Source organism: Bacteroidia bacterium (genome assembly GCA_019695265.1).
Classification (GTDB): Bacteria; Bacteroidota; Bacteroidia; order JAIBAJ01; family JAIBAJ01; genus JAIBAJ01.
Genome location: JAIBAJ010000018.1, coordinates 22,236 through 45,326, shown reverse-complemented (window position 1 = coordinate 45,326; position 23,091 = coordinate 22,236). Strand labels below are relative to the sequence as shown.

Sequence of the window (23,091 nt, the reverse complement as noted above, 5' to 3'; positions counted from 1 at the left end):
GAATCAGAAGCAAGGCAATTAATCCTGATTTTACTCGAAACGATTCGTGACTAGGAACATGGAAATTAAAGCGTAATTGGTAAGCCAGCAGGAAAGCCAACAGCACAATGGTTACATCGGTTAGGAATATAACCCATCTAGGTAAGAAGGAACGGCTTCGATAAATCACGGTTCAAAGTTAGGAAATTACACCCTTTGCAGTAAGTACAATGATTTTTAAGTCCATCCAAAAGCTTCGATTATTAATGTATTCCAGGTTTATTTTCAATTTATGGGGCATTACGATATCAATGTATGCTTGTTCCGGGTCGGGGTACTTCGCTAAAACATCGTTTTCATCCTTATAAAGCAAGGAGGCATAATCGGTTATTCCGGGCCTAACTTCTAAGACTCTTTTTTGTTCGGTTGAATATAAATCAACGTATTTTTTTACCTCGGGGCGAGGACCTACAATGCTCATTTCGCCAGCCAAAACATTCAAAAATTGTGGAAGTTCATCAAGTTTATACTTGCGCAAATAATAGCCGATAGCGGTTATCCTTGGATCTCGACCACCCACTGTAAGTAGACCCAATTTATCGGAATCGGGACGCATGGTTCGGAATTTGAAAATTTGAAAGGGTTTGCCGTCTTTGCCAATTCTTACTTGCCTATAAAAAACCGGACCTTTTGAACCCCATTTTATAGCCATGGCAATGAATACCAGGATGGGAGTAATTGCAAGTAAAATCGCCAAAGAGAGGAAAATGTCAAGAAAACGTTTCAGCATGAGATGCAAAGTAAATGCAAAGGACTCAATAGTGTTTGAATTTAGCTATTTTTACCCTAAAATTTAGGAAATGAATACCAGTTTATTAATCACAACCAGTACCGGATTGGAAGGGTATAAAGTTACACGCCAATTAGGTTTAGTACGTGGCATTACGGTTCGTTCACGCAGTGTGATTGGGAATTTCGCCGGAGGGATATTGGCCATTTTCGGAGGTAAAAATTCAATTTATACGGAATTGTGTGAAAAGGCCAGGGAAGAAGCTTACCAGTTGATGATCTTTCACGCCCATCAGGCTGGGGCAAATGCTATCATAAATATGAGGTATGATGCCAATGAAGTAATGGCCGGAATGACCGAGGTACTTGCCTATGGCACCGCTGTAGTAGTAGAAAAAGTCGATTAGGTCAATTGCCTAGGTTGGTAGGTTGGATATTTGAAATAAACTCTACCTGTTTTTATTTCATAGTTTTTCTCCAAATGGATTAAATCTACCTGCAAGGGATTTACATAAAGAGCTATAAATTTCTTGCATCTGCTCATTTCTATCTTTTTTGCAGCCCATTATGACCGACTAGTTTACAATTCCAAAATAAGTACATGGATGGTTTAAAATGCTCCCATCTTGCAGTAGCCTGATAGTTATAAACCCAAAATTGTCATTTGTAACGAAGTGAACAAATGACAAGCGCGATGGGATGTGGGATGATTTGGGTTAATCCCGAGCTAGTGTTATACCAATTTTAATTTATAAATAGTCCGAAGGCTTTTATAAATTTAGATTGGTAAATACCGAGTATACAGTATGTTAGGCCTATTTTTCAATAGGAATTAATACCTAAAATTGGCCTAAACATAATGTACATTCGGTATTAGTTAGTGCCGAGGAAACAAAATGTTAGTCCTATTTTACAAGAAATATTAACACTTAATAGGACTTTCATTTTGTACTCTCGGTATTCTTTCAAACTTAGGAATATGCCGAGGATACATTATGTTATAACAATTTTACATAAGAAAACTAATATATAAATTGATATTACATAATGTTCTCTCGGTAAAAATTACTTGAAAGCCTTACTAACACTTGTCTCGAAACGTAGTTTAAAATTTCTATTGACAATTTTGGGTTTATTGCGGAATTGATTATTGGAATAGATCCAAATCCTGCATTAGAAATCCTTGAATTTGGTGTAGTTGGAAGCCCTAGTAGAATTCTATGGCAGTTTTTGGGTTGAATTTGGACCGTAAGTTCGTTGAAAAACATTCACCTGTTTTTTTTGAGCCTTTTCTTGTACCACAACTGATTGGAAAGGAAAGGTAGATTGGGCTTGCATCCTCGGGCAACGATAGAGGCAAGTAGCCCACAGGACACCTACGGCGCTAGCCTAGGGGGACGAGGACTACAGCCGAAAGCGTGACCCGAACGCCACTTGCAAAATCTTCAATTCCGGCAAACAACTGGTAGGCGGAAGGGGGCCCGCATACTTAAAAAACTATAAACCGAATTTTTCCATTCGACGATACAAGGCCGCACGGGTCAAACCTAGTTCTCCGGCCGCACGACTGATATTTCCATGATGTTTGTCGATAGCTTGCTTGATAAGTCTCCTTTCAGTATCCTCCAAATTTAGGGTCATGGGCATCATTTCCAAGGCTTTTTTGGATTGAGTAGCCAACATAAAATCTTCATCCCGAAGTACTTGGCCCTCGGCTAGAATAACAGCCCTTTCCATACTATGCTGCAACTCGCGTACATTACCCGGCCAGGAATAAAATTTGAGCTTCTGAATAGCTTCTTTGCTTAGCTGCATCTCCGTTTTTAAGTATTTGCGCGTATATAAACCAAAGTAATGCCTGGCCAATGGTTCAATGTCTTCGGGTCGCTCGCGCAAAGGGGGAATGGTAATTTCAACGGTATTGATTCGGTACAATAAATCTTGGCGAAACTGGCTGTCGTCCACCATGTCGTATAATTTCATGTTGGTAGCACATATCAGGCGAATATCTATCCCTGCACTTTTGTTGGAGCCGATTCGGGTTACCTGCCTGGTTTGAAGAGCCGTTAGAAGTTTGGCTTGCATGGGAAGGCTTAAATTCCCAATTTCATCCAAAAATAAGCTGCCTTTGTTGGCAACTTCAAACCGACCTGCCCTATCTTCTCTGGCATCGGTGAACGAGCCTTTTACGTGACCAAACAGTTCGCTTTCGAACAGGGTTTCACTCAAAGAGCCTAAATCAACCGAAACAAAGGCCTCTTTCCCTCGCTTGCTTTGTCTGTGTAATGCTTTGGCAACAAGCTCTTTACCGGTTCCATTTTCGCCCAAAATTAATACGTTGGCATCGGTAGGGGCTACTTTTTCTATGGTGGCAAAGATTTTTTTCATTGCCGGTGAAACACCAATGAATTCCGGAATATTTCCGCTTAGCTCAGCCAAATTTTGGTTCTTTTTCTTTAAATCAATGACTTCCTTTCGGCTTTTACTAAGTTCCATTGCCGAATGAATAGTTGCAACCAGTTTTTCATTGTGCCAAGGCTTAAGCACAAAATCGGTAGCACCATCTTTAATTGCCCGAACTGCCAATTCAATGTCGCCAAAGGCTGTTATTAATATCACAATGGCATCTTTGTCTTTTTCCAAAATGCTTCTTAACCAATACAATCCTTCGTTGCCTGAATTAATCCGGCTTCGGTAATTCATGTCGAGCAAAATCACATCAAACTTGTCCTGACTCAATAAATTCATCAGTTTCTCCGGATTCTTCTCGGTAACTACATTGGTAAAATAGTTTTTTAACAAGATACGGGCTGCCAATAACACATCCTCGTCATCGTCGATCATTAAAATTTTTGCCACTTGAATGGAATTCTTTGGTTCGTTCATGTTATTGGTTTCAATGATTTTGCCAAATTCTAAAAGCCTTGTTCTGCCTCACTTGGCAAAGATAGGGGTTTTGTTGCTTGTGTCCGATATCGAACACTCTTGTCGGATTTTGGTTGGATTTTCGGTTCTGATTTCCTGCTAAATTATTGAGGGTTTGTTTGGCAATTTTTCCCAAATTCGAGCCGATTTTATTTCAACCATGTCATCACTTCATATCCTTACCATCGACCTAGGTACTTCCGGACCCAAAGTGGCCCTTTTCGACGAGAAAGCCAACTGCATCGACCATGTTTTTCAGGAGGTTCCTTTGCTGTTGAGCGATGGGGGAGGAGCGGAACAACGTCCGTCGGACTGGACCGAAGCCATCGAGAAGTGCTATTTTGCACTGATTCAAAAAACCGGAATTTCTCCTGCTTCCATTCAGGCCATCAACTGCACCAGTCAGTGGAGCGGTACCGTAGCTGTGGGGAAAGATGGCAAACCGCTTATGAATAGCATAATCTGGATGGATAGCCGGGGCGCTGATGATGTGATGAAAAGGGTGAGCGGTCCCATCAATATTGAAGGTTACGGTGCCGATAAGATTCTGAAATTAGTAAACCTGACCGGAGGTGCACCGGCCAAAAGCGGTAAGGATCCGGTTGGTCACATTTTGTATATGAAACGGGTTTTTCCTGAACTATATGCCAAAACCTATAAATTTCTTGAACCTAAAGATTATCTAAACCTCTGGCTTTCAGGCATTTATGCTTCTTCTTTCGATTGTATAACCTTGCATTGGTGCACCGATAACCGAAACATCAACCAGGTTAGTTATCACAAAGGTTTGCTTAAAATGCTGGACCTCGACCGCGAAAAGTTGCCCGATTTGGTGCCGGCAAATAGTATTTTGGGAACAATTTCTGTTGAATTGGCTTCAAAATGGGGCTTATCTCCCGAAACCAAAATTATTAGCGGTACACCCGATGTGCACTCGGCAGCAGTTGGTTCCGGTGCCGTAAAAGATTATGAACCACATATTTACATTGGAACTTCCAGTTGGTTGGTTTGTCACCTACCTCACAAGAAAACCGATATCTTTCACAACATGACTACCATTCCTTCGGCTATTCCAGGCCGTTATATGGTGGCCAATGAACAAGAAACCAGCGGTGCCTGCCTGAATTTTTTGAAAAATAACCTGTTTTATAACCAGGACGAATTAAGCCAAGAACCGGCTCCTGCCGATTTTTACAAGCGCCTCGACGAAATGGTTGCAAGTACGGCACCGGGAAGCGACCAACTTCTCTTTTTACCCTGGATGTACGGCGAACGATCTCCTGTGGAGGATCACCACGTGAGGGGTGGATTTTACAATTTAGGTCTGAATCACCGCCGTCCGCAAATGGTTCGTGCGGTGTATGAAGGCATTGCGCTTAATACTCGCTGGTTGCTGATGTACGTTGAAAAAATGGTGGGTAAGCAGTTCGATGCCATAAATTTTATCGGAGGTGGAGCCAGAAGCGATGTTTGGAGTCAAATTTTGGCCGATGTGTATAACCGCCCCATCCGTCAAATGGATGATCCCATTATGAGCAACAGCCGTGGAGCCGCTTTGTTGGCATTACAAGCGATTGGAAAGATGAAATTCGACGAGTTTGGCAACAACGTGAAGGTGAAAAACACCTACCATCCACGCAAGGAATTTACCAGAATGTATGATGAACGGTTTAAGATTTTCCTCAAAATTTACGATAAAAACAAAGGGATTTTTAAGCTTTTGAATCATTGATTTAGGACTTGTTTTTTGATTTGGCGGGCCCCTTCCGCCCATAAAATCTAGTGCAAATTTATCCTTTTTTCAAGGGCGTTCAGGTCACGCTATCGGCTGTAGTCCTCGTCCACCTAGGCTAACGCCTTCGGTGTCCTGTGGGCTACTTGCCTCTATCGTTGCCCGAGGTGCAACCCCACACATGCGCACTTCGAAAATGGTTTTGCTAACCATCTGCCAAATGGGCTATAGTGAAATTTCATGAAGGATTCCCGGGTATGAATTTTGGTTTGCAAGTTCGTAAACCTTTCTCATCTTTGCTTTTATGGAATCTTACCAAACCTTGCTGGCAAAAGCGGCTAAATACTGTGCCGAACAAGAACGCTGTAAGTCGGAAGTACAAAAGAAACTGGCTTTTTGGAAAGCTACCAAAGAAGAAAGCATTCAGGTAATTGCCGAATTGGAAAAGCAAAAGTTCATCGACGAAAAACGCTTTGTTTCTGCCTATTGTATTGGAAAGTTCAGACAATTGGGCTGGGGGAAAATAAAAATCAGAGCAGCACTCAAACAATTGGGTATTCCTTCAACCCTAATTGGTGCCGGCCTGCAGGAAATCCCCGATAAAGAATACAGGGCCATGTTGCAAAAAGCGGCAGAGAAGAAAAACCTGGCTTCCCTGGACTCCGACGATTTTAATGCGCGTGTTAAGCTTTTTCGCCACCTGCTTTCCAAAGGTTTTGAACCCGAATTAATAAAAAATATCCTAAACCTCGACTAATCCTATGAGCAATCGACGCCAATTTCTTCAACAAGCAGCCTTGGGTACAGCTGCATTTTCCACTTTGCCTTATTTGTCTGGCTTTGCAAAGCCTTCTTCATCACCTTCTGCCGATATTAAAACCGGTGGAGTCCGCATGATTACCCTCGACAACGGATACCGTGTCTGGACCAAGAAGATAGGAAAAGGAAAGTTGAAAATGCTTACCCTGCACGGAGGACCCGGTTGTACACACGAATATTTTGAATGTTTTGAAGACTTTCTGCCTCAGCAAGGAATTGAGTTTTATTACTATGACCAATTAGGCTCCGAATATTCCGATAAACCTACCGATACCAAACTTTGGCACATCGACCGGTTTACTGAAGAGGTTGAACAAGTGCGAAAAGCCTTGAACTTGGATCAATTTGTACTATATGGACAAAGCTGGGGCGGTATGTTGGGTATCGAGTATGCCTTAAAATACCAACAACACCTGCAAGGCCTGATTATTTCTAATATGACCGCCAGTATCCCTTCTTATCTCAAGTATATTAACGAGTTGCGATCCAAATTTGGCCCTGAAACCGAAGCCTTGCTGCAGAAATATGAAAAGGCCGATGACTACAACAATCCCGAGTATCAAAAAATCCTCATCGAAAAACTATACAATGCGCATATCTGTCGGGTGGTTCCCTGGCCCGAGCCGGTAGATCGTATGTTTCGTCACATGGCAACCCCGGTTTACAATACCATTCAAGGAAATAATGAGTTTGTAGTTACCGGCAATTTCGGTAACTGGGACCGTTGGAATGACTTAAGTAAAATAAAGGTCCCAACTTACCTCACGGTTGGTAAGTTTGATACTATGCGTGAGGATGATATTCGTAAAATGGCATCCCTGATTCCTAACTCCAGTTTTTACCTCACTGAAAATGGAAGTCATTTAAGTATGTGGGACGATCAGGAAAGTTATTTTAAAGGATTACTCAACTTTCTTTCCCGATTTAAGTAGGAAGGTAGATGGGATGGAATCCGCCTGAATCCCAATGAATCACTAGGATTTGCAAATTCTTACTAGATAAAGAATTTTTATTTTATCTGGGTTAATCCCATTTTTTGAAGATAAAAAACACGGCTAAAACGAGAAAAACAAACCCAACTAAGTAATTCCATTTAAAATCCTCGCGCACAATTAAAATGGTATAGATGGCAAAAACGATGAGGGAAAGTACTTCCTGAATGGTTTTAAGTTCTACCAAACTGAATTTCCCGGCACCTATTCGGTTGGCCGGCACTTGTAAGCAGTATTCAAAAAAAGCAATTCCCCAGCTAATAAGAATAACTATCCAAAGGGATTTATCTTTCAATCGGTGCAAATGGCCATACCAGGCCAGGGTCATAAAGATATTGGAAAGGAATAGGAGTAGTATGGTTTTTAAACGAGCATCCATTGGTAAAAAAAATCCCGACTAAGATAACCTAGTCGGGATTGGGAATGAAAAAGTACTTTAATTATTCAATAACCAGTTTATGGTTTGATTCGCCCATAGTGGTATTTACTTTCATTTGGTAAACGCCTTTTGGCAGGTCTTTCACATTTAAAGAGTATTCTTGGTTGCGAAGGTTGTTTACTTGTTTAACTAAGCGACCGGTATTGTCGTAAATAAATACTTCAGTAATGTTACCTTGTCCTGCAGCAGTGCTGGTTTGAACTGTTTCTGCAGTTGGATTTGGGAAAATTTTGGTAGTAGTTTTTGCATTGGTTTCAGCAATACCAACTGTACCAGGACAATTTTCAAGGCCAAATACACGAACTACACGAGGAATTGAATAGCCAAAAATGGTATCGATGTAGGCAGTTGCTTTGTTTTTAGACATATCAGGGTTAGTAGCCAAAGCATTGTCAACTACGGTTTGTCCCCATTTGGCAACTGCATTGTTAGGATCCCACCATTCCCATGGACCAGCTTGTGATGCAGGGTTGTTTAGGTTAAATGGAAACAATCCTTCCAAACCATTGTTCATGGTGTTAGCTTTTACTGTATACGGATCGATGAAAGGAGGGTTGGAGAAAATGGCATTGTTATTACCATAAGTTGGGTTGTTACAACGTAAAATAACATCGTAAGTACCACTTACATAAACCACATTACCGCCGGTAGTTGGAACAATTACCATTCCTTCTGTGTAAGGTGCAAATGGGTCACCAACTACGTGGAAACCAACCATCGGAACATCTCCGGCTTCAAGCCAGGTAGAATCACCCAGTGCTCCGCCGGCATTGATAATAAGGTTTACATCGCTGCTATAACCTGCATGGTTGTCCATGTTATAATCCGGATTTCCGCCTAATCCCCAGAAATTACCCATAATGGTAGTATCTACGTATGGAGTAGCGGTATTGGCATCCAGGAATTTTGGAAGTGTAACTTCTTCCCATTTATCAAGAGTAGCAGAAGCAAGAGCAATATAACCTCCCGATCCGTAACCCATGATGATAATTTTGTTTGGGTCAATTTTGTAGTTATTGCTGGTGGCAGCATCTTTTCTGAAATATCGAACACTGGAACGAACATCCTGAACCGCTCTGTAAACTGCCTTTAATAAGGTAGAGGTACGAACGTCCTGGTCAGAAGTAAGCGGGTTCCAGCCCAAACGATAAGAAACAGCGGCTGCAACGAAACCACGGCGTGCAAAACGTTTACAGGTTTCAACAATGTTACTGTCTTTGCGGCTTCCGGTAACACCTTGGTTGTAAGGTTGAGGTAAAAAGCTTCCGGTGTGTAAAACGATGGCCAATGGTCTGGCAGTAGCCGTATCACCTACCGGTTGGTATAACTCCATATACAAGTCGCCTTGAGGTGGAATACCGGTTGGAAATGGAAAATAAATTTTGTTGGTGGCATACACAACACTGTCAGTAACGGAAACTCCGGAGAAAACTTCGTCACAGTAGCGTGTTTGGGCAAGAAGACTGCTAAATGTAGCAATCATCATGGTGCCTAAGACAAGTAGTTTTTTCTTCATTTTGGTTGAATTGGATAATTTAAGTATCCACAAAGATATTTAAACATACTTCAACCAACAAAAAATATTAAGAAAGTTTTACAACTAGGCTGCCATGCTTTGACGGAATTCTTTTTTGAAAGCTCTGCCAACCGGAATGGCAATTTTCGAACTCTCATTGTCCAACACTACTGTTGAGCCTTTGAATTTTTGAATGTGATCGATGTTCACAATGTAACTCCGGTGAGTTCTTATAAATCCGCGTCCTTGAAGCAAATTCGCCATGTCTTTCATGGTGGCTAGAGTAATGTGCTTTGCCTGAGCTGTTTTGATGATAACATAATCCGCCAATGCCTGAATATACAAAATGTCTTCTGTTGGCACTACCACCGATTGGTAATTAGCTCTGAACATTAATGAATCACCAAAGTTGGCTACTGTTCCTTCGAATTGGGTGTTTAGCGTTTTCATGATTTCTAAGATTTGATTGTTTGACTATTTTTACCATGTTATATAAAATAATGATTAAAAAATTAGACAAAATTTAAAATAGTATAGATGAATATCAAATAATTATGAAAAACACATTCAAAATAAATATAACAAAGCAAATAAATCATATTAAGCCAAATATATAGTTTAATGCATTGTAAATTAATTAGTTGTATTGTTTTTTGTTACTCAGTTTTTGTTTCATTGCAAAGGTTGTTCATCAAATTTTTAGGTTTGTTGGTCGGAATTTTAATCCTTGCCTACCTTTGCATCGTGCAATTTTCCCAAATACCCGGAAGGGATGAAACCAAAGCCAAGCTTATTCACAATGCCCAACAAGGCCGAATAAGTCATGCCCTCATGTTTGCAGGCGCCGAAGGTTCCGGAAATTTGGCTATGGCCTGGGCTTTCGCTCAATACCTGTTTTGCTCAAACCGATCCGATACGGATAGCTGCGGAGAATGTCCGGCCTGCATAAAGGTGAGTAAACTCGGACACCCGGATTTGCATTGGGCTTTCCCGGTGGTCAATTCGGAAGATATCAAAAAGGCAACCAGCAACGACTACCTCCTCCACTGGAGAACATTGCTCCAATCCAATCCCTACATTCGACTTTACGACTGGATGGAAACCTTGGAATTGGAAAATAGACAATTGGAAATCAGGGCAGAAGAAAGTTCTGAAATAATCCGCAAACTTTCACTAAAAGCCTATGAAGGCGGAAACAGGGTGGTAATTATCTGGCTGCCTGAAAAAATGAATGCTTCCAGCTCCAACCGTTTGCTTAAAATTCTGGAAGAACCACCTCCCGGAGTTGTTTTTATCCTGGTTTCAGAAGCACTCGATTCCATTTTGCCAACCATCCTTTCCCGTGTGCAGTTGGTGAAAATTATGGCCCCTTCTACCGCCGAAATAGAAACTTTCCTAATCGAAAATTTTGGCATCAATCCTCAATCAGCCGCAGATGCCTCCATTTTGTCAGAAGGTAACATGGCAAAAGCTATTCATGCAGTTAAGGATAAGGAAGTCGATCCTCATTTCGATAATTTTATCAACTGGATGCGTCTAAGTTATGTTCCTAATATTCCGGAATTACTCGATTGGATTGATGGAACAGCTAAATCGGGTCGTGAAAACCAAAAGAACTTTCTCCAATATTCAATCGAGGCGGTTCGAAAATGCCTCTTGCTTAATTTTCGCATCAATTCACTCGTGGCCTTGTCTGAAACAGAACGCCAGAACACCTTTATGCAGCGTTTCCCGGATAGAATTCACGGTGGCAATGTTCAACGTCTTATCGAGCTTTTGTCCGATGCCATGTACCACATCGAACGAAATGGAAATCCAAAAGTGATTTTTCTCGATACTAGCCTAAAAATTTCTGAACAGCTTAAAATGCCGGTTCGGTAAGGTTTTTGTTTTTTTCTGATGGTGTTTTTTTAGTAGGTTTTGGCGGGCCCCTTCGCCCTCCAACCTGTTGGCAACTGAAATTAATTTAGCCATGGGCTCAGGTCACGCTATCGGCTGTAATCCTCGGCCCACTTGGCTAGCGCCGCGTGGGCCTGTGGGTTACTTGCCTCTATCGTTGCCCGAGGTGCAAACCCCGAAATTTGTTCTTTGTTCGGGAAATATCTGCTGTTCTGAAGTTATATAAAATGGGTATAAAATTCTAAGTACGACACTTCAGATGGTATCAAATGGGAAAGGTTGGGCTTAGGTCGGGCAACGATAGAGGCAAGTAGCTCCAAGCCAACGCAGCGTTTAGCGGAGTTGGCTTGGACTACAGCCGATAGCGTGACCCGAACGCCCATTGCCATTCGACTGTTCTTGCACTTTCCTTCTTGGGCGAAGGGGGCCCGCCAAATAATTAATAGAATTGATTAGGAAAAATGGAAAATAGCTATATTTGAAGTATGAAAAAGCTATCAAAATCAACGGTTTGGGCAATAGGCGCTCTGCTTCTGTTTTCCTTGGCTTCGTGCAAAAAGAATGATTGTTTCGATCAGGCTCTTTACAACCAATATCAAAATGCGGCTTGCACGCAGGATTGCCCGGGTGTAATTGGTTGCGACGGTAAAACGTATTGCAATACCTGTGAGGCTAACCGTAATGGGATTCGGGTCGAATAATTAAAATTCCTCTTCGATGAGGTAATGGTTTTTATCCGGGGCGTTTCTGGAAACCAATTCTGCTAAAAATCCGGTGGTAAATAGCTGTGTTCCAATAATCATGGCCAAAATTCCAAAATAAAACAATGGTCTTTCCGTCATTTTATAGGAATGAAAAACGAATTTGGCAAAGGTGAGGTAACTGGCAATGCTAAGTCCAATAAAGAAGAATAACAGTCCCAAGGTTCCGAAGAAATGCATGGGTTTTTTGCCGAAACGGGAGACAAAAGTTATGGTAAGTAAATCAAGGAAACCATTGACAAACCGTTCGAGGCCAAACTTGGAATTGCCATATTTTCGTTCCTGGTGTTGAACCGGTTTCTCGCCAATTTTTTTAAACCCGGCCCATTTGGCAATTACCGGAATGTAGCGATGCATTTCGCCATAAACTTCAATGGATTTAACCACTTCGGAGCGGTAGGCTTTCAATCCGCAATTCATATCGTGTAACTCAATTCCGGAAATCCATCTGTTTACTCCATTGTATAGTTTAGAAGGCAGATTTTTGGTGAATGCATTGTCGTACCGTTTCTTCTTCCATCCCGATACCAAATCAAATTTTCCTTGGGTAACCATTTGGTACAACTCTGGAATTTCATCCGGACTGTCTTGCAAATCGGCATCCATGGTAATAACAATACGGCCCTTGCAGGCATGAAATCCGGTGTTTAAAGCCGCCGATTTTCCATAATTTCTGCGGAATTTAATTCCTCTGATTTCCGGTTTTTGTGCGCTTAATTCTTTAATTACTTTCCAACTTTGGTCGGTGCTTCCATCGTCAATGAAAAGTATTTCGTAGCTGAATTGGTTGGCAAGCATCACCCTTTCAATCCAGGAAGCAAGTTCAGCCAAGGATTGTTCTTCATTTAATAATGGAACGATGACACTAATATCCATGTTGCAAAGGTGTTTATTATCTGAAAGCCAAATACAACTTTAAGATTTATTTAAAATTGCTTTCAAAGGAATTGTCCTCCTTTTTTTGAAAGGCGGAGGTGATTAACGAGGCAAATAAACCAAAAAAAGTATTGGTAAGAATGGTTAAAACCGCAATTGGACCCGGACTAATAATCCAATTTTGAATTTTCATGGCCATTTCAAATTCCTTTTCAGATTTGGTTTGTTCTTCGGCTTGAATTTCGGCCAAATCTCTCAATTCTTGCAAACTTTCGGGTGAAATAAATCGAAAGAATGTATAAATAAAGAAGGCTGTTAGAATGGAGGCAAACAGGGAGGTTAATACCCCTTGTTTAATTCCTTCGCCATAGGACATAAAACCATTGTTATTCTTTTTAAAGAAATTGGCACCTAAAACAATAAAAAGTACAACCAAAGCATAAGTCAAAATAGAAGGAATCATGCTTTCACGAATCTTCAAAACTTGGGTTAAGAAGCTAATTAGAATGCTTGATAATCCGAGCATAGCTCCAAAATTCATCGCATTTTTTAATGGCGAAAAGTTTTCAGAATTTTCCATGATTTAATTAAAAGTGTTTGACAAAAATAAGGGTTTGAACCAAGAGAAGAAAAGAAATTACTTACGAAGAAAAACCTTCATGGAACAAGATGCCAACAATTGGTCATTCAGATACGATTCTCCGGCAATAAGGCTCACCTCCGACAACTCGGCTTCTATTTTGATGGTAGTTCGAATGGTGGACCCAAGGGGTGGAGCCTGGTGGAAATATAATTTGGTAATGGCCCCGATAAAGCCGATTGGAGGGTTGCTAAAATCCTGATTATCCCTGACTTCCTTTGAAAAGAGGTAACCGGAGCGAGCAGCCACAGTTTGGGCAATGTTTTCGATTAAACCGGGTAAAGCCAAACTATTGTTTTCTAAAAAGGGGTTTTCGGTTAAAACTGTAAATTCAGAAACAGCCAATAGATCATTTGCCTCCAAAAGCCGATGAACCATGGTCATGGGTGGTTTTTGAGGAAGTAGATCGAATAGGGCTTTTCCCTCCAGCAGGGGTTTCATTTAACAAACAGTTAATAAAGCAAATGCATAGGAAAAACGGGCACTTTCAGGAACTAAGCAAAGAACTTTCTGTCCTTTTTGTAATTGTCCTGAATAAAACAATTCTTCCAACATAAGGTAAATGGAGGCAGCCCCAACATTTCCAACTTTGGTTAAATTGGTAAACCATTTTTCCTGAGGGACACCAATTCCATTTTCATCTAGGGCATCAGCCACTTTTTTTCTAAAAAATTCAGAAGAAATATGGGGTAGCAAATAATCAATTTCTTCAGCTTTCAAGCCCCGTTTAGCCATTATTTTCGAAAGTTCCTTGGCTCCGGTTTGGGCAATGTTTTTTTCCAATAACCGAACATCCTGCTTTATAGCCATAACGCCTTGTTCAATTAAGTCGTGAGGGCCAAACTCTTTCCAACCTTTCAAACTTCCATCTTGATTTCTTTTACTTGCTGCGGCATACATACAAGTTTCCAATTCATGAGCAAATGAAACGGTTTCAATCCAATTGATTTCCAAAGAAAGTCCTTCTGAATTGGGTTTGTTTTCAATCAAGGCAGCACCAGCACCGTCGCTTAACATCCAACGTAAAAATTCCTTTTCAAAAGCTATAATTGGGCGCTCTTCCAATTCTTTTAATTTCTCGTATTCAGGCTCATAATTTTTGGAAAGAAACATGGGCGAGATCATTTCCGAACCGGTAGAAACGGCATTTTGTGTGTTGCCGCTTATAACAGAAAGGTAGCCAAATTTTAAAGCATGCATTCCTGAACAACAAGCCCCGGCTTGGGCAAAAATTTCCATGGGTCTACCTTTAATTTCTCCATGTACAGCAGAGGCCAGAGAAGGTAAAATATGATCAGTTAGCGAAGTTCCACAAGCAATCATTTCCAAATTTTCAACTGAAAATCCATTTCCATAAAGGTTTTCAATGGCTTTTGCAGCGAGTTGGGCATTGTTGTGGCTTAACTGACCGTTGCGGTCCAATACGTAATATCGTTTGGTTATTCCATTGCTTCGAAGAACTATTCTTCGGGCTTTGGATGGTTCGTTTCCGACCATGCCTAAGTATTGCTCCATCTCTTCATTTTCAATGGGTTCGTTGGGCAAAAACTTGGCTAATCTGGTTATATAGGCTTTTCCTTGCAATGTTGTTGTTTGGTAGTCCTTTTTTTTCAAAAGGGCGCAAATTTAATACGAATTAGCTAATCATTTTCCAAATATTATTTCATACCCCAATTAAACCTGAAATTGTCATTTGAAACGAAGTGAACAATTGACAAGTGAGGTGGGATTTGGGAAGATTCGGGTTAACCCCGAGCTAGTGTTAGTTAGGTTTTTTTCCCAACTAAGACTACTTGTATACCATCCTAACACTTGTCTCGATACGTAGTTTAAAATGTCTTATGACAATTCTAGGATAAAACAGAAAGTGACTTCCATAGTTGAATGGTCGGATTTAGTTGGTTTAATCCTGAAAATGAGATGGGGTGATCTTAGTTTAAAGGGTTAAAATCCAAATTTTTAATCCCTTTATAATTCCTTCTTTTTTTCCATTCCTGGTTAAACCTTTTTAAACATCTGCTGAAATTAAATTACAGGTTAAATTAATGAACCAGTGTTTCAATCGAAGTGCCATTTGAAAATAATCTGGTTCATTGCAAGCTGTTTTTTTAGAAAGTTCAAAAAAGCATTGGCTCAATCCTTTTTTAAACCAAGTGTTATTTGGATATAAATCAAGGCAATTTTGGAAATTACAGTGGGAAGTGCCTTTGCATTAGCTGTTTAGGCATACTATAAATTTAATATCGGCTTTTACCGAAGGTAGTGTTGTTTGATTGGCAGTTAACCAGAATTGGTGATTTGCAAATTTTTAGAAGAAAGGTAAAATGAGAGACTAATGTTTGAACCATTGAAATTAATCTACCAAGGCAATTTATCATGTATTTTTCAGGCCTTGAGATTTAATTTTTTGGTGCAAATCCTTAATAATTTATGCTGCAACTTAATTAAAAAGATGCACCTTTGAATTCTTAAAATGCGATTATTAATACTCTTTGGAATGGTACTAGGTTCAATGGTTGGCAAAGCTCAAGATTCTGTCCTGATTGGTCGATTATCGATAAATGAACTTGGTGCAGTTGCCGGCTGGGAAGGTTTTTCTAGAAACTATGACCAATACTCTGTTCAGGCAAACAAATTAGCCGAATTAAAGCCTTATTTGACTGGAGTAAAAAAGGTATATTTATTCATTGGAACCTGGTGTAGTGATAGTCAGGAGCAACTGCCCGGAATTTGGAAGGTACTCACAGAACTGGGTTTACAAAACAAGTGCGAATTAATTGGTGTAAACCGGGAAAAGAATCAACCTGCCGATTGGCTGAAGGCCTATGGTGCAAAACTGCTACCTACCGTTTTTTGGGAACTTGAAAATGGACAAGTAATTTCAGTAATGGAAGAAACGCCCAAACTTAATTTTGAGTCCGATTTACTCAGCAAGTTGCTGTTAACCAAATAGTTGAATTAATACCAATACTAAATCTTCCTTCCTTATCGTTAAACATTAAACAACATGAAAAAGGTTATTCTTTTGTTCCTCATGGGACTTTCCGTTTTTTCAAGCTTTGGTCAATCCAAGGAGGAAAAAGAAAAGCAAAAGCCACTATACGGAGGTGGTGATTTTGAGTTGGGAATGCGCTCAACCGGTAGTTTTTTTAATGATGCCGGTGGTGCTGGAATGGGTGTTGGGGGACAATTTCGTTTACGAGTGGTTAAGCGAATTAATACGGAATGGTATGCCGATTTCTTCACAGTTAATGTTGGGGATATTGGTACCAGAAAAGACATGCACATCGGATGGAGTGTCATGATTTATCCATTTAATGCAGAAAAGGTCAAAGGCAAATTTACACCCTATATCATAGCCGGCCATTGTTTTGATGGTGCAAGGGTTTATGAGAATAATAATCCATCCAACGAACAGCGCAAGTACAGTATGGCTGTTCAAATGGGATTAGGATCTTCCTATAATTTGTCAAACAATTTTGATTTAACACTCACATGCCAATATATGAACCACTTGGGAGGAAGAATGCATAGTCGTATTGAAGGTGAAAGGTTTAGCAAAACCTTGGTTATTGAGAAAACGAATAAAATTGATTTTGAAGGACACTTATTGGTGACCTTAAGCCTAAATGTGAAGTTGTTTGATTTATGGAAGTAACCATTTAATAACTAAGAAATGAAACGTATTCTTTTAGTATTGATCACCACTTTTTCATGTCTTTTCGCAAGCGCTCAGGACAATTGGGAAGATATAATCTATTTGAAAAATGGCAGTGTTATTAGAGGAACTATCACTGCCCAAGAACCTGGAAAGTCCGTATCGGTTACTACTACCGATGGGCAGGTTTTTACTTTTTCTATGGACAAAATTGAAAAAATGTCCAAAGAAAGAAAATCAGCAGACAAAGCAAAAGGCAGCAATTCTCCCGGCAAAAAAGTGGAGGAGGAGGAAGGGTATAAACCATATAAGTATCACCATATTATTCGAGCAGGATTAAGTTTTGCTCCGGGTTTTATGCTCAAGCAAGATCTTGTCAATTTTTATGTGAGTGGAGATTTGGAGTATTATATTTCTCCAAGGATTTCTATTATCAGTACATCCTATTATTTTTTAAATACCAACATGTCAAAAAGTACGGAGGATAGTATCTTAAGCGTTGGAGGTATTGGGACAATTCTTAAAATGAATCATAAGAATTTTACCGGATTTCGGTTTCATTTACTTAAAGACAAGATGTTTGACCCCTTTATAGGATTCCAACCCGGTTTTGCCATTTGCCAAACCAACGATAATTACTATGACGAATCAATTAGAACCTGGGGTTTTATTTATGAGCCGCCAAGAAAAGATACCCGTATTTCATTTGATCCCATGGCAAGTATTGATTTTGGTTTTAATGTTTACGCAGTTAAATTCTTCCATTTGTTTGTTAATGGCCGGTATGCCATGGGACGGCATTTGGGAGGGTTAAAACCTTATAGTCTTAATGAGCTTTCTGTTTCTTTTGGACTTGGTCTTAATGCCAACTTTTGGAATAGGAAAAATAAACTGAGGAAATAAATCTAAAAAAATCCTCCCCATCTTCTTGTGGCGAAACGTAATTTTCCTGATTACCTTTCGCCACTTTTTTTTATGAGTATTACCCGAAAGCAGACCTTATTGGTTGTAATTGCAGCCCTTGGATATTTTGTAGATATCTATGACCTTACCTTATTTGGTATTGTTAGAAAGCCTAGCCTGTTAGAATTAGGAATTGCTGAAAATGAATTAAGGGTTGTTGGAAGTGTATTGTTTAATTGGCAAATGGCAGGTATGTTATTAGGTGGGCTCATTTTTGGAGTTTTTGGGGATATTAAAGGGCGGGTTTCTGTATTGTTCGGGTCTATTTTTTTATATTCTACGGCCAATATTTTGAATGGATTTGTTCAAACAATTGACCAGTATGCGGCTTTACGATTTATTGCAGGTATTGGATTGGCAGGGGAGTTGGGTGCTGGAATAACCTTGGTTTCTGAATCTATGCACAAGGATAAACGTGGCTGGGGAACCATGGTAATTGTTACGTTTGGCGCTTTGGGTGCAGTATTAGCATCCATCATAGGCGACAAGTTTAATTGGCGTACCTCTTACTATATCGGAGGAGGTTTAGGATTAGCCTTATTAGTATTAAGAGTTGGAACATTTGAGTCGGGAATGTTTTCACAGGTGAAACAAAGTGGTATAGAGCGTGGGGCATTTCATAAAATATTTTATGATTCAAAGCGAACCATTAAATACTTAGCTTGTGTATTAATTGGTGTTCCAATTTGGTACATAATAGGCATCCTAATTATCTTTTCTCCTGAACTATCCAAAGCAATGCAAGTTGATGGTATAGTCGAAGCCCCCAAAGCTGTTATGTATGCCTATTTAGGTTTGAGTGCAGGCGATTTCTTGAGCGGAATCCTTAGTCAACTGCTTAAATCAAGGCGTAATGTAATTTTGGGATTTGTATTTTTTAGTTCAGCTTGTATTGCTTATTACCTGGCTGTTCCGGGTATGAGCCTCAACACATTTTATTTTATGTGTTTTTTACTTGGAACTTCAACCGGATACTGGGCTTTATTTGCCACGGTTGCAGCAGAACAATTTGGTACTAATATTCGAGCCACTGTGGCAACCACGGTTCCTAATTTTGTTAGAGGTTCCGCTGTATTGCTCACTTCAGGTTTTAATGCATTGGTTCCAGGGTGGGGTTTGCTTGCAGCAGCAGCTGTATTAGGGGTTATCAGTATGAGTTTGGCCGTGCTTGGAACACTGACCATTTCTGAAACCTTCGGTAAAGACCTGGATTATACTGAATCGTTATAATTCGCTTTTAAAATCCCCAAGAAACTGTTGCGGTAGTCGTTATTTGTTTACCTGAAAAGACTTTTGGAGTGTACTTCCCTGTTGGATCCCAAACATTGGAATAGTTGGCTCCTAAGCGGATATGAATATCATTCAATACCTCATAATTTATGCTACCTCCAATAGTAGTGCTTTCCCATATAAGCGATTCCTGAAATGGCAATCCCAATACGTAAGTTCTTCCCGTAGTTGGGTTAATTTGAGTGCGATCGTCTGCATAGTCAGGGCCTTTGGAAGCATAGTCGTAAAATGCTGCAATTTGAAGCCTCGGTAAAGGCTTATAGGCGACCTTCAAATAGAGGTTTTGTGAATTGTCTCGTAAGTAATATCCTAAATTATAGTTGGTAGATTCAAAGGTGGTTTCAGGGTTGTAATGTTTGTAAGTGATAGGATTTGTCCTGGTGTATTCGGCCGTTAATGTGGTATTGGGAATTAAATTAATTACTTGAACACCACCCTTCAAACTCCAAAAGTTAGATTGTAACTGCTTATTAAACATCCTGCCAATCGATAACTCATCAATAAAAGCTGAAAAATAAAAATGGCATTTTTTGAGATTTCTGATACTTAAGTCAAAAAACATAGCCGAATTCCCTAGTGACGAGTAAGTATGATCCAAGGATTTGAAAAAAATGAATGGGATCATATACCCTGCATTGATGTTGTTGGAATATACAATGGAATTACCAATATTAAGATACAAGTTCTTTATTGGTTTAATGGTAAACATATTCATGGCCAAAAATTTAGGCACATAAACTTCGCTTGGACCTGTACCATAGTTTTGGGTTCTATTGCTATCTACCACCATGGAAGAAAGCCAACCATGAAAATACTGCATTTCTAACCATTTTGTAGGTTTAAGATTGAGCTTGATTTGCGCATAGGAAGGGCTCCTGGAGCTCAGGATATTCGAGCCATTGTATCCATTTCCCCACACATTGTGTTCTTTTAATATTCCAAGGTAACCCCATTTCCAGGAATAAACCAATCCTCCTCTTAATTCGCTAAACTCTTTAGCCTTGGTATTGGTAAATCCTGCAGTAGCACCTTTAAATCTTCCTCCCATTTCCTGAACTAGATAATTCGATCCATAAATGTCGGAAGTGGTATAGTTATCACGTAAATTCACATAGATTCCTAAACTTTTACCTAGGTAACCAAATAATTCTCCTCCATTCCACCGGTGGTAAGTTAGTCCATTTTGGTTATACCAAACTTTCATACCTACTATTGGATTTAGGGTAAAATTAAATAGGGAGTCTTTGTAATAAAACAGATCCACCCTTTTCTCTCTGGATTTAAATGGTATCCTATTCTTTCCAAATACTTTTTTGCCCAACCAATCAATTTGATTATTCAGTCCAAGTTCTTTTCTGTAATCACGTAAAAAAAACGATAACTCCTTTTTTTGCCTTTTATTGAGTTTGTCCTGTTTCGTTTGTATTTCCTGAAGTTTTTCAGCAATAAATTTTCTGCTGTATGGTTTTACTGCGGAATTGACTTCAATGAGTTTAATTCCTGCCATTTCATCTATAAAATCATAAATAGATGATTTAGAAACATGCTCAAAGGTGATTTGAGAATTTGCTCCTAAAAACAAGAAACAAAATAGTAGGGTATAAAGTTTTTTCATCGAAGAAGTTGGTTAACCACGATTTCCGTAATTCGTTCTGCGGCTTTTCCATCCCAAAGATATGGAATCCCTCCTTGCTTTTTATAACCTTGAAGAATTTTCAACGAAGCATCTAATACTTTAGTAAGGTCAGTACCAATGAGTTGGTTGGTGCCAACATCCACCGTTATCGGCCTTTCTGTATTATCTCTTACTGTTATGCATTGAACACCTAACCAGGTGCTTTCTTCCTGAACTCCACCGCTATCGGTTACAATTAATTCCGCATGTTTGGTAAGATGCAGAAAATCAAGGTAGCCAATCGGTTCGGTTAAGATCAGGTTAGCACTTAAATTAGAATCTAAACCAAATTTCTTTAAATTGTTGCTAGTTCTAGGGTGAATAGGAAATACAACCTTTCTTTCAGACCCAAGGGAGTTTAACAAACCAACTAATTGGGTTAGACTTTCTTGACTGTCAACATTGCTGGGGCGATGGAAGGTGCAAAGGATAAATTTACCCGGTTCCAAACCCAATTGAGTCAAAATGCTTGATTTCTCAATTTTGGGTAAGAAATGAACCAAACTATCAATCATTACATTGCCACAAAAGAAAATTTTATCTTCTGAAATTCCTTCTCTAAGTAAGTTTTGGTGAGCTTTTTCTTCGGTAGTGAAGAGGTAATCGGCTAAAACATCGGTAACCAACCTATTGATTTCCTCCGGCATTTCACGATCAAAACTTCTCAATCCAGCTTCCACATGGGCTGTTTTTACTCCTAATTTAGAAGTTACCACCGTACATGCCATGGTAGAATTTACATCTCCAACTACAATGACCAAATCCGGTTTCTCTGAAAGAACTATTTTTTCAAATTCAATCATGATTTTGGCAGTTTGCTCTGCATGTGATCCCCCTCCAATGCCAAGGAAAAAATGAGGTTTTGGCATTTCGAGTTGTTCGAAAAACACCTCAGACATTTTAGCATCAAAGTGTTGACCTGTATGACAAATCAGATGTTGGACTTTATCGGTATATGCTTGAAAGGCTTTGTGTATCGGTGCAACCTTCATAAAATTAGGTCTAGCACCTACTACTGAAATTATTTTTTTCATGTTTAATTATTTCTTGTGAGCGGTTTCAACTAGGACATTCGTTAGAAATTGAGAGAGGTCAATTTTTTCATTTAGCATCCGCTGCCTCTTATTCTTCCATTCAGACTTATAATCCGATTGCAAAAGCTTTTCTAATGTTTGCAGCATTTTCTGAGAATCATTAGCTCTAATTCCAAAACCAAGTTGGTATTTGTTTTCTAATTCGTTTAAATATCCAATTTCACCAACAAAATCGTTAAATCTAATTGCAGGAACTCCCATTACAGCAGCTTCTGCTGCCATGGTTTGGCTATCACCTATGTAAATATTGGCAAAAGCCATCACATGGTGAATTTCAGAAGGTGGAACAGCAATGCGGTAAGGTTCAAACTCCGGTTCTAATGCCCTTTCTGAAGTAATCCAAACCTTGCCATGAGGAGTTAATCGGTCAATAATGTCTCGTGCAATTTGAGTAGTTATCCCCTTTCTTCCTGCATCATGGTGTGCATTTAATTTGGCAAGTCTAATTATGAAATAGCTATCGCCTAAATTGTATTTTTCTTTATAGGATGGATCGGGAGTGAAATTATTCGGATGCAAGTAGGCTAGTTCGTGGTAGCTTTCATATCCGATTTTTTTGTATTCCCATTTCCCAACTTTACAGCAATTAGGCGCCAATATTTTAGTTGCGAAGGGGTAGGCTAATTGGGCAAATAAAGGAACTACTTCTGCATCATCTTCATTCACCACTATGGAAGGAATTCCAAGAAGCTTACCTATATGCGTAATTTCTGCAGATGTGCCAGCCATTACATCCGGTTTAAATGAGCGAACAATCCTCCACATTTCCCAATCTCTTTTGAGCAGACTAAGAGCAATTTGCCATTTTTTATCTCCTCGCTCTCCTTTCATAATGTTCACATATTCCCAATTATCTGCCTTCAATAAGGTTTCTAATACATCCTTTTTTTTAATTAAGATTTTAACTTGATGACCTTCGTTAATTAATCCTTTAAGGGAATTCTTGAAAAGATGATAATGTGCCGGATGTCCTAAATAAATTAAAAAGTTCATGCTGGAATTCATTTCTTCATTAGGTTCTATCGGACTTGTAGGCTTCAAAAA

At 39.6% G+C, this 23,091-nt stretch carries 22 protein-coding genes; 10 read left to right on the top strand and 12 right to left on the bottom strand.

The window, feature by feature from the left end:
• Positions 1 to 178 precede the first annotated feature (178 nt).
• Positions 179 to 769 carry a sugar transferase gene (locus K1X82_04855; GenBank protein ID MBX7181421.1) on the bottom strand — a complete coding sequence of 197 codons (591 nt, stop codon included), beginning with the start codon at positions 767 to 769 and terminating at the stop codon, positions 179 to 181.
• Between the two features lie 70 nt (positions 770 to 839).
• Here K1X82_04855 and K1X82_04850 point away from each other — a divergent pair, with 70 nt between their 5' ends.
• Complete coding sequence (locus K1X82_04850) at positions 840 to 1,175, top strand: YbjQ family protein (protein MBX7181420.1); 336 nt, start codon at positions 840 to 842, stop codon at positions 1,173 to 1,175.
• Positions 1,176 to 2,265: 1,090 nt separating this feature from the next.
• Here K1X82_04850 and K1X82_04845 read toward each other — a convergent pair.
• Positions 2,266 to 3,654 carry a sigma-54 dependent transcriptional regulator gene (locus K1X82_04845; GenBank protein ID MBX7181419.1) on the bottom strand — a complete coding sequence of 463 codons (1,389 nt, stop codon included), beginning with the start codon at positions 3,652 to 3,654 and terminating at the stop codon, positions 2,266 to 2,268.
• A gap of 199 nt (positions 3,655 to 3,853) precedes the next feature.
• On the opposite strand from K1X82_04845, the gene K1X82_04840 reads away from it, so the two are divergent.
• The 3 genes from K1X82_04840 (at position 3,854) to K1X82_04830 (ending at position 7,176) form a co-directional block, all read left to right on the top strand.
• Positions 3,854 to 5,425 carry an FGGY-family carbohydrate kinase gene (locus K1X82_04840; protein ID MBX7181418.1) on the top strand — a complete coding sequence of 524 codons (1,572 nt, stop codon included), beginning with the start codon at positions 3,854 to 3,856 and terminating at the stop codon, positions 5,423 to 5,425.
• A 304-nt stretch (positions 5,426 to 5,729) separates the two neighbouring features.
• On the top strand, positions 5,730 to 6,182 hold the full coding sequence (locus tag K1X82_04835; GenBank protein ID MBX7181417.1) for a RecX family transcriptional regulator: 453 nt from the start codon (positions 5,730 to 5,732) through the stop codon (positions 6,180 to 6,182).
• 4 nt (positions 6,183 to 6,186) lie between these two features.
• Complete coding sequence (locus K1X82_04830; GenBank protein MBX7181416.1) at positions 6,187 to 7,176, top strand: proline iminopeptidase-family hydrolase; 990 nt, start codon at positions 6,187 to 6,189, stop codon at positions 7,174 to 7,176.
• A gap of 91 nt (positions 7,177 to 7,267) precedes the next feature.
• Here K1X82_04830 and K1X82_04825 read toward each other — a convergent pair whose 3' ends face one another.
• From K1X82_04825 to K1X82_04815, 3 genes are all read right to left on the bottom strand, one after another.
• Positions 7,268 to 7,615 carry a DMT family protein gene (locus K1X82_04825; protein MBX7181415.1) on the bottom strand — a complete coding sequence of 116 codons (348 nt, stop codon included), beginning with the start codon at positions 7,613 to 7,615 and terminating at the stop codon, positions 7,268 to 7,270.
• Positions 7,616 to 7,676: 61 nt separating this feature from the next.
• Positions 7,677 to 9,191 carry a T9SS type A sorting domain-containing protein gene (locus tag K1X82_04820; GenBank protein ID MBX7181414.1) on the bottom strand — a complete coding sequence of 505 codons (1,515 nt, stop codon included), beginning with the start codon at positions 9,189 to 9,191 and terminating at the stop codon, positions 7,677 to 7,679.
• Between the two features lie 84 nt (positions 9,192 to 9,275).
• Positions 9,276 to 9,641, bottom strand: a complete 366-nt coding sequence (locus tag K1X82_04815) for a LytTR family transcriptional regulator (GenBank protein MBX7181413.1) — start codon at positions 9,639 to 9,641, stop codon at positions 9,276 to 9,278.
• Positions 9,642 to 9,935: 294 nt separating this feature from the next.
• Between K1X82_04815 and K1X82_04810 the strand changes: the two genes are divergently transcribed.
• The gene (locus K1X82_04810; GenBank protein MBX7181412.1) at positions 9,936 to 11,072 is read left to right on the top strand and encodes a DNA polymerase III subunit delta; all 1,137 of its coding nucleotides are present in this window, start codon (positions 9,936 to 9,938) and stop codon (positions 11,070 to 11,072) included.
• Positions 11,073 to 11,575: 503 nt separating this feature from the next.
• Positions 11,576 to 11,791 (top strand): kazal domain protein, encoded by a 216-nt coding sequence (locus tag K1X82_04805; GenBank protein ID MBX7181411.1) that lies wholly within the window; start codon positions 11,576 to 11,578, stop codon positions 11,789 to 11,791.
• On the opposite strand, the gene K1X82_04800 is transcribed toward K1X82_04805, so the two are convergent.
• Genes K1X82_04800 through K1X82_04785 form a run of 4 tightly spaced genes read right to left on the bottom strand, consistent with a single transcriptional unit; the run spans position 11,792 to position 14,951 of the window.
• Entirely contained in the window at positions 11,792 to 12,727 is a 936-nt protein-coding gene (locus K1X82_04800; protein ID MBX7181410.1) for a glycosyltransferase family 2 protein, read from the bottom strand.
• Positions 12,728 to 12,773: 46 nt separating this feature from the next.
• On the bottom strand, positions 12,774 to 13,307 hold the full coding sequence (locus K1X82_04795; protein ID MBX7181409.1) for a DUF4199 domain-containing protein: 534 nt from the start codon (positions 13,305 to 13,307) through the stop codon (positions 12,774 to 12,776).
• 57 nt (positions 13,308 to 13,364) lie between these two features.
• Positions 13,365 to 13,808: a hypothetical protein gene (locus K1X82_04790; protein ID MBX7181408.1), complete on the bottom strand. Its 444-nt coding sequence runs from the start codon at positions 13,806 to 13,808 to the stop codon at positions 13,365 to 13,367.
• The gene (locus K1X82_04785) at positions 13,809 to 14,951 is read right to left on the bottom strand and encodes a beta-ketoacyl-ACP synthase III (protein MBX7181407.1); all 1,143 of its coding nucleotides are present in this window, start codon (positions 14,949 to 14,951) and stop codon (positions 13,809 to 13,811) included.
• 889 nt (positions 14,952 to 15,840) lie between these two features.
• Here K1X82_04785 and K1X82_04780 point away from each other — a divergent pair.
• From K1X82_04780 to K1X82_04765, 4 genes are all read left to right on the top strand, one after another.
• Positions 15,841 to 16,320 carry a hypothetical protein gene (locus tag K1X82_04780; protein MBX7181406.1) on the top strand — a complete coding sequence of 160 codons (480 nt, stop codon included), beginning with the start codon at positions 15,841 to 15,843 and terminating at the stop codon, positions 16,318 to 16,320.
• A 54-nt stretch (positions 16,321 to 16,374) separates the two neighbouring features.
• The gene (locus tag K1X82_04775) at positions 16,375 to 17,025 is read left to right on the top strand and encodes a hypothetical protein (protein MBX7181405.1); all 651 of its coding nucleotides are present in this window, start codon (positions 16,375 to 16,377) and stop codon (positions 17,023 to 17,025) included.
• 18 nt (positions 17,026 to 17,043) lie between these two features.
• Entirely contained in the window at positions 17,044 to 17,928 is an 885-nt protein-coding gene (locus tag K1X82_04770) for a hypothetical protein (protein MBX7181404.1), read from the top strand.
• Between the two features lie 72 nt (positions 17,929 to 18,000).
• A complete protein-coding gene (locus K1X82_04765) occupies positions 18,001 to 19,218 on the top strand; it encodes an MFS transporter (GenBank protein ID MBX7181403.1) in 1,218 nt (405 codons plus the stop codon).
• Between the two features lie 7 nt (positions 19,219 to 19,225).
• Here K1X82_04765 and K1X82_04760 read toward each other — a convergent pair whose 3' ends face one another.
• Genes K1X82_04760 through K1X82_04750 form a run of 3 tightly spaced genes read right to left on the bottom strand, consistent with a single transcriptional unit; the run spans position 19,226 to position 23,040 of the window.
• Positions 19,226 to 20,893 carry a hypothetical protein gene (locus K1X82_04760; protein ID MBX7181402.1) on the bottom strand — a complete coding sequence of 556 codons (1,668 nt, stop codon included), beginning with the start codon at positions 20,891 to 20,893 and terminating at the stop codon, positions 19,226 to 19,228.
• Positions 20,890 to 21,987 carry a UDP-N-acetylglucosamine 2-epimerase (non-hydrolyzing) gene (gene wecB / locus K1X82_04755; protein MBX7181401.1) on the bottom strand — a complete coding sequence of 366 codons (1,098 nt, stop codon included), beginning with the start codon at positions 21,985 to 21,987 and terminating at the stop codon, positions 20,890 to 20,892. Before wecB ends, K1X82_04760 begins: the two co-directional genes overlap by 4 nt.
• A gap of 6 nt (positions 21,988 to 21,993) precedes the next feature.
• A complete protein-coding gene (locus K1X82_04750) occupies positions 21,994 to 23,040 on the bottom strand; it encodes a DUF354 domain-containing protein (GenBank protein MBX7181400.1) in 1,047 nt (348 codons plus the stop codon).
• Positions 23,041 to 23,091 lie beyond the last annotated feature (51 nt).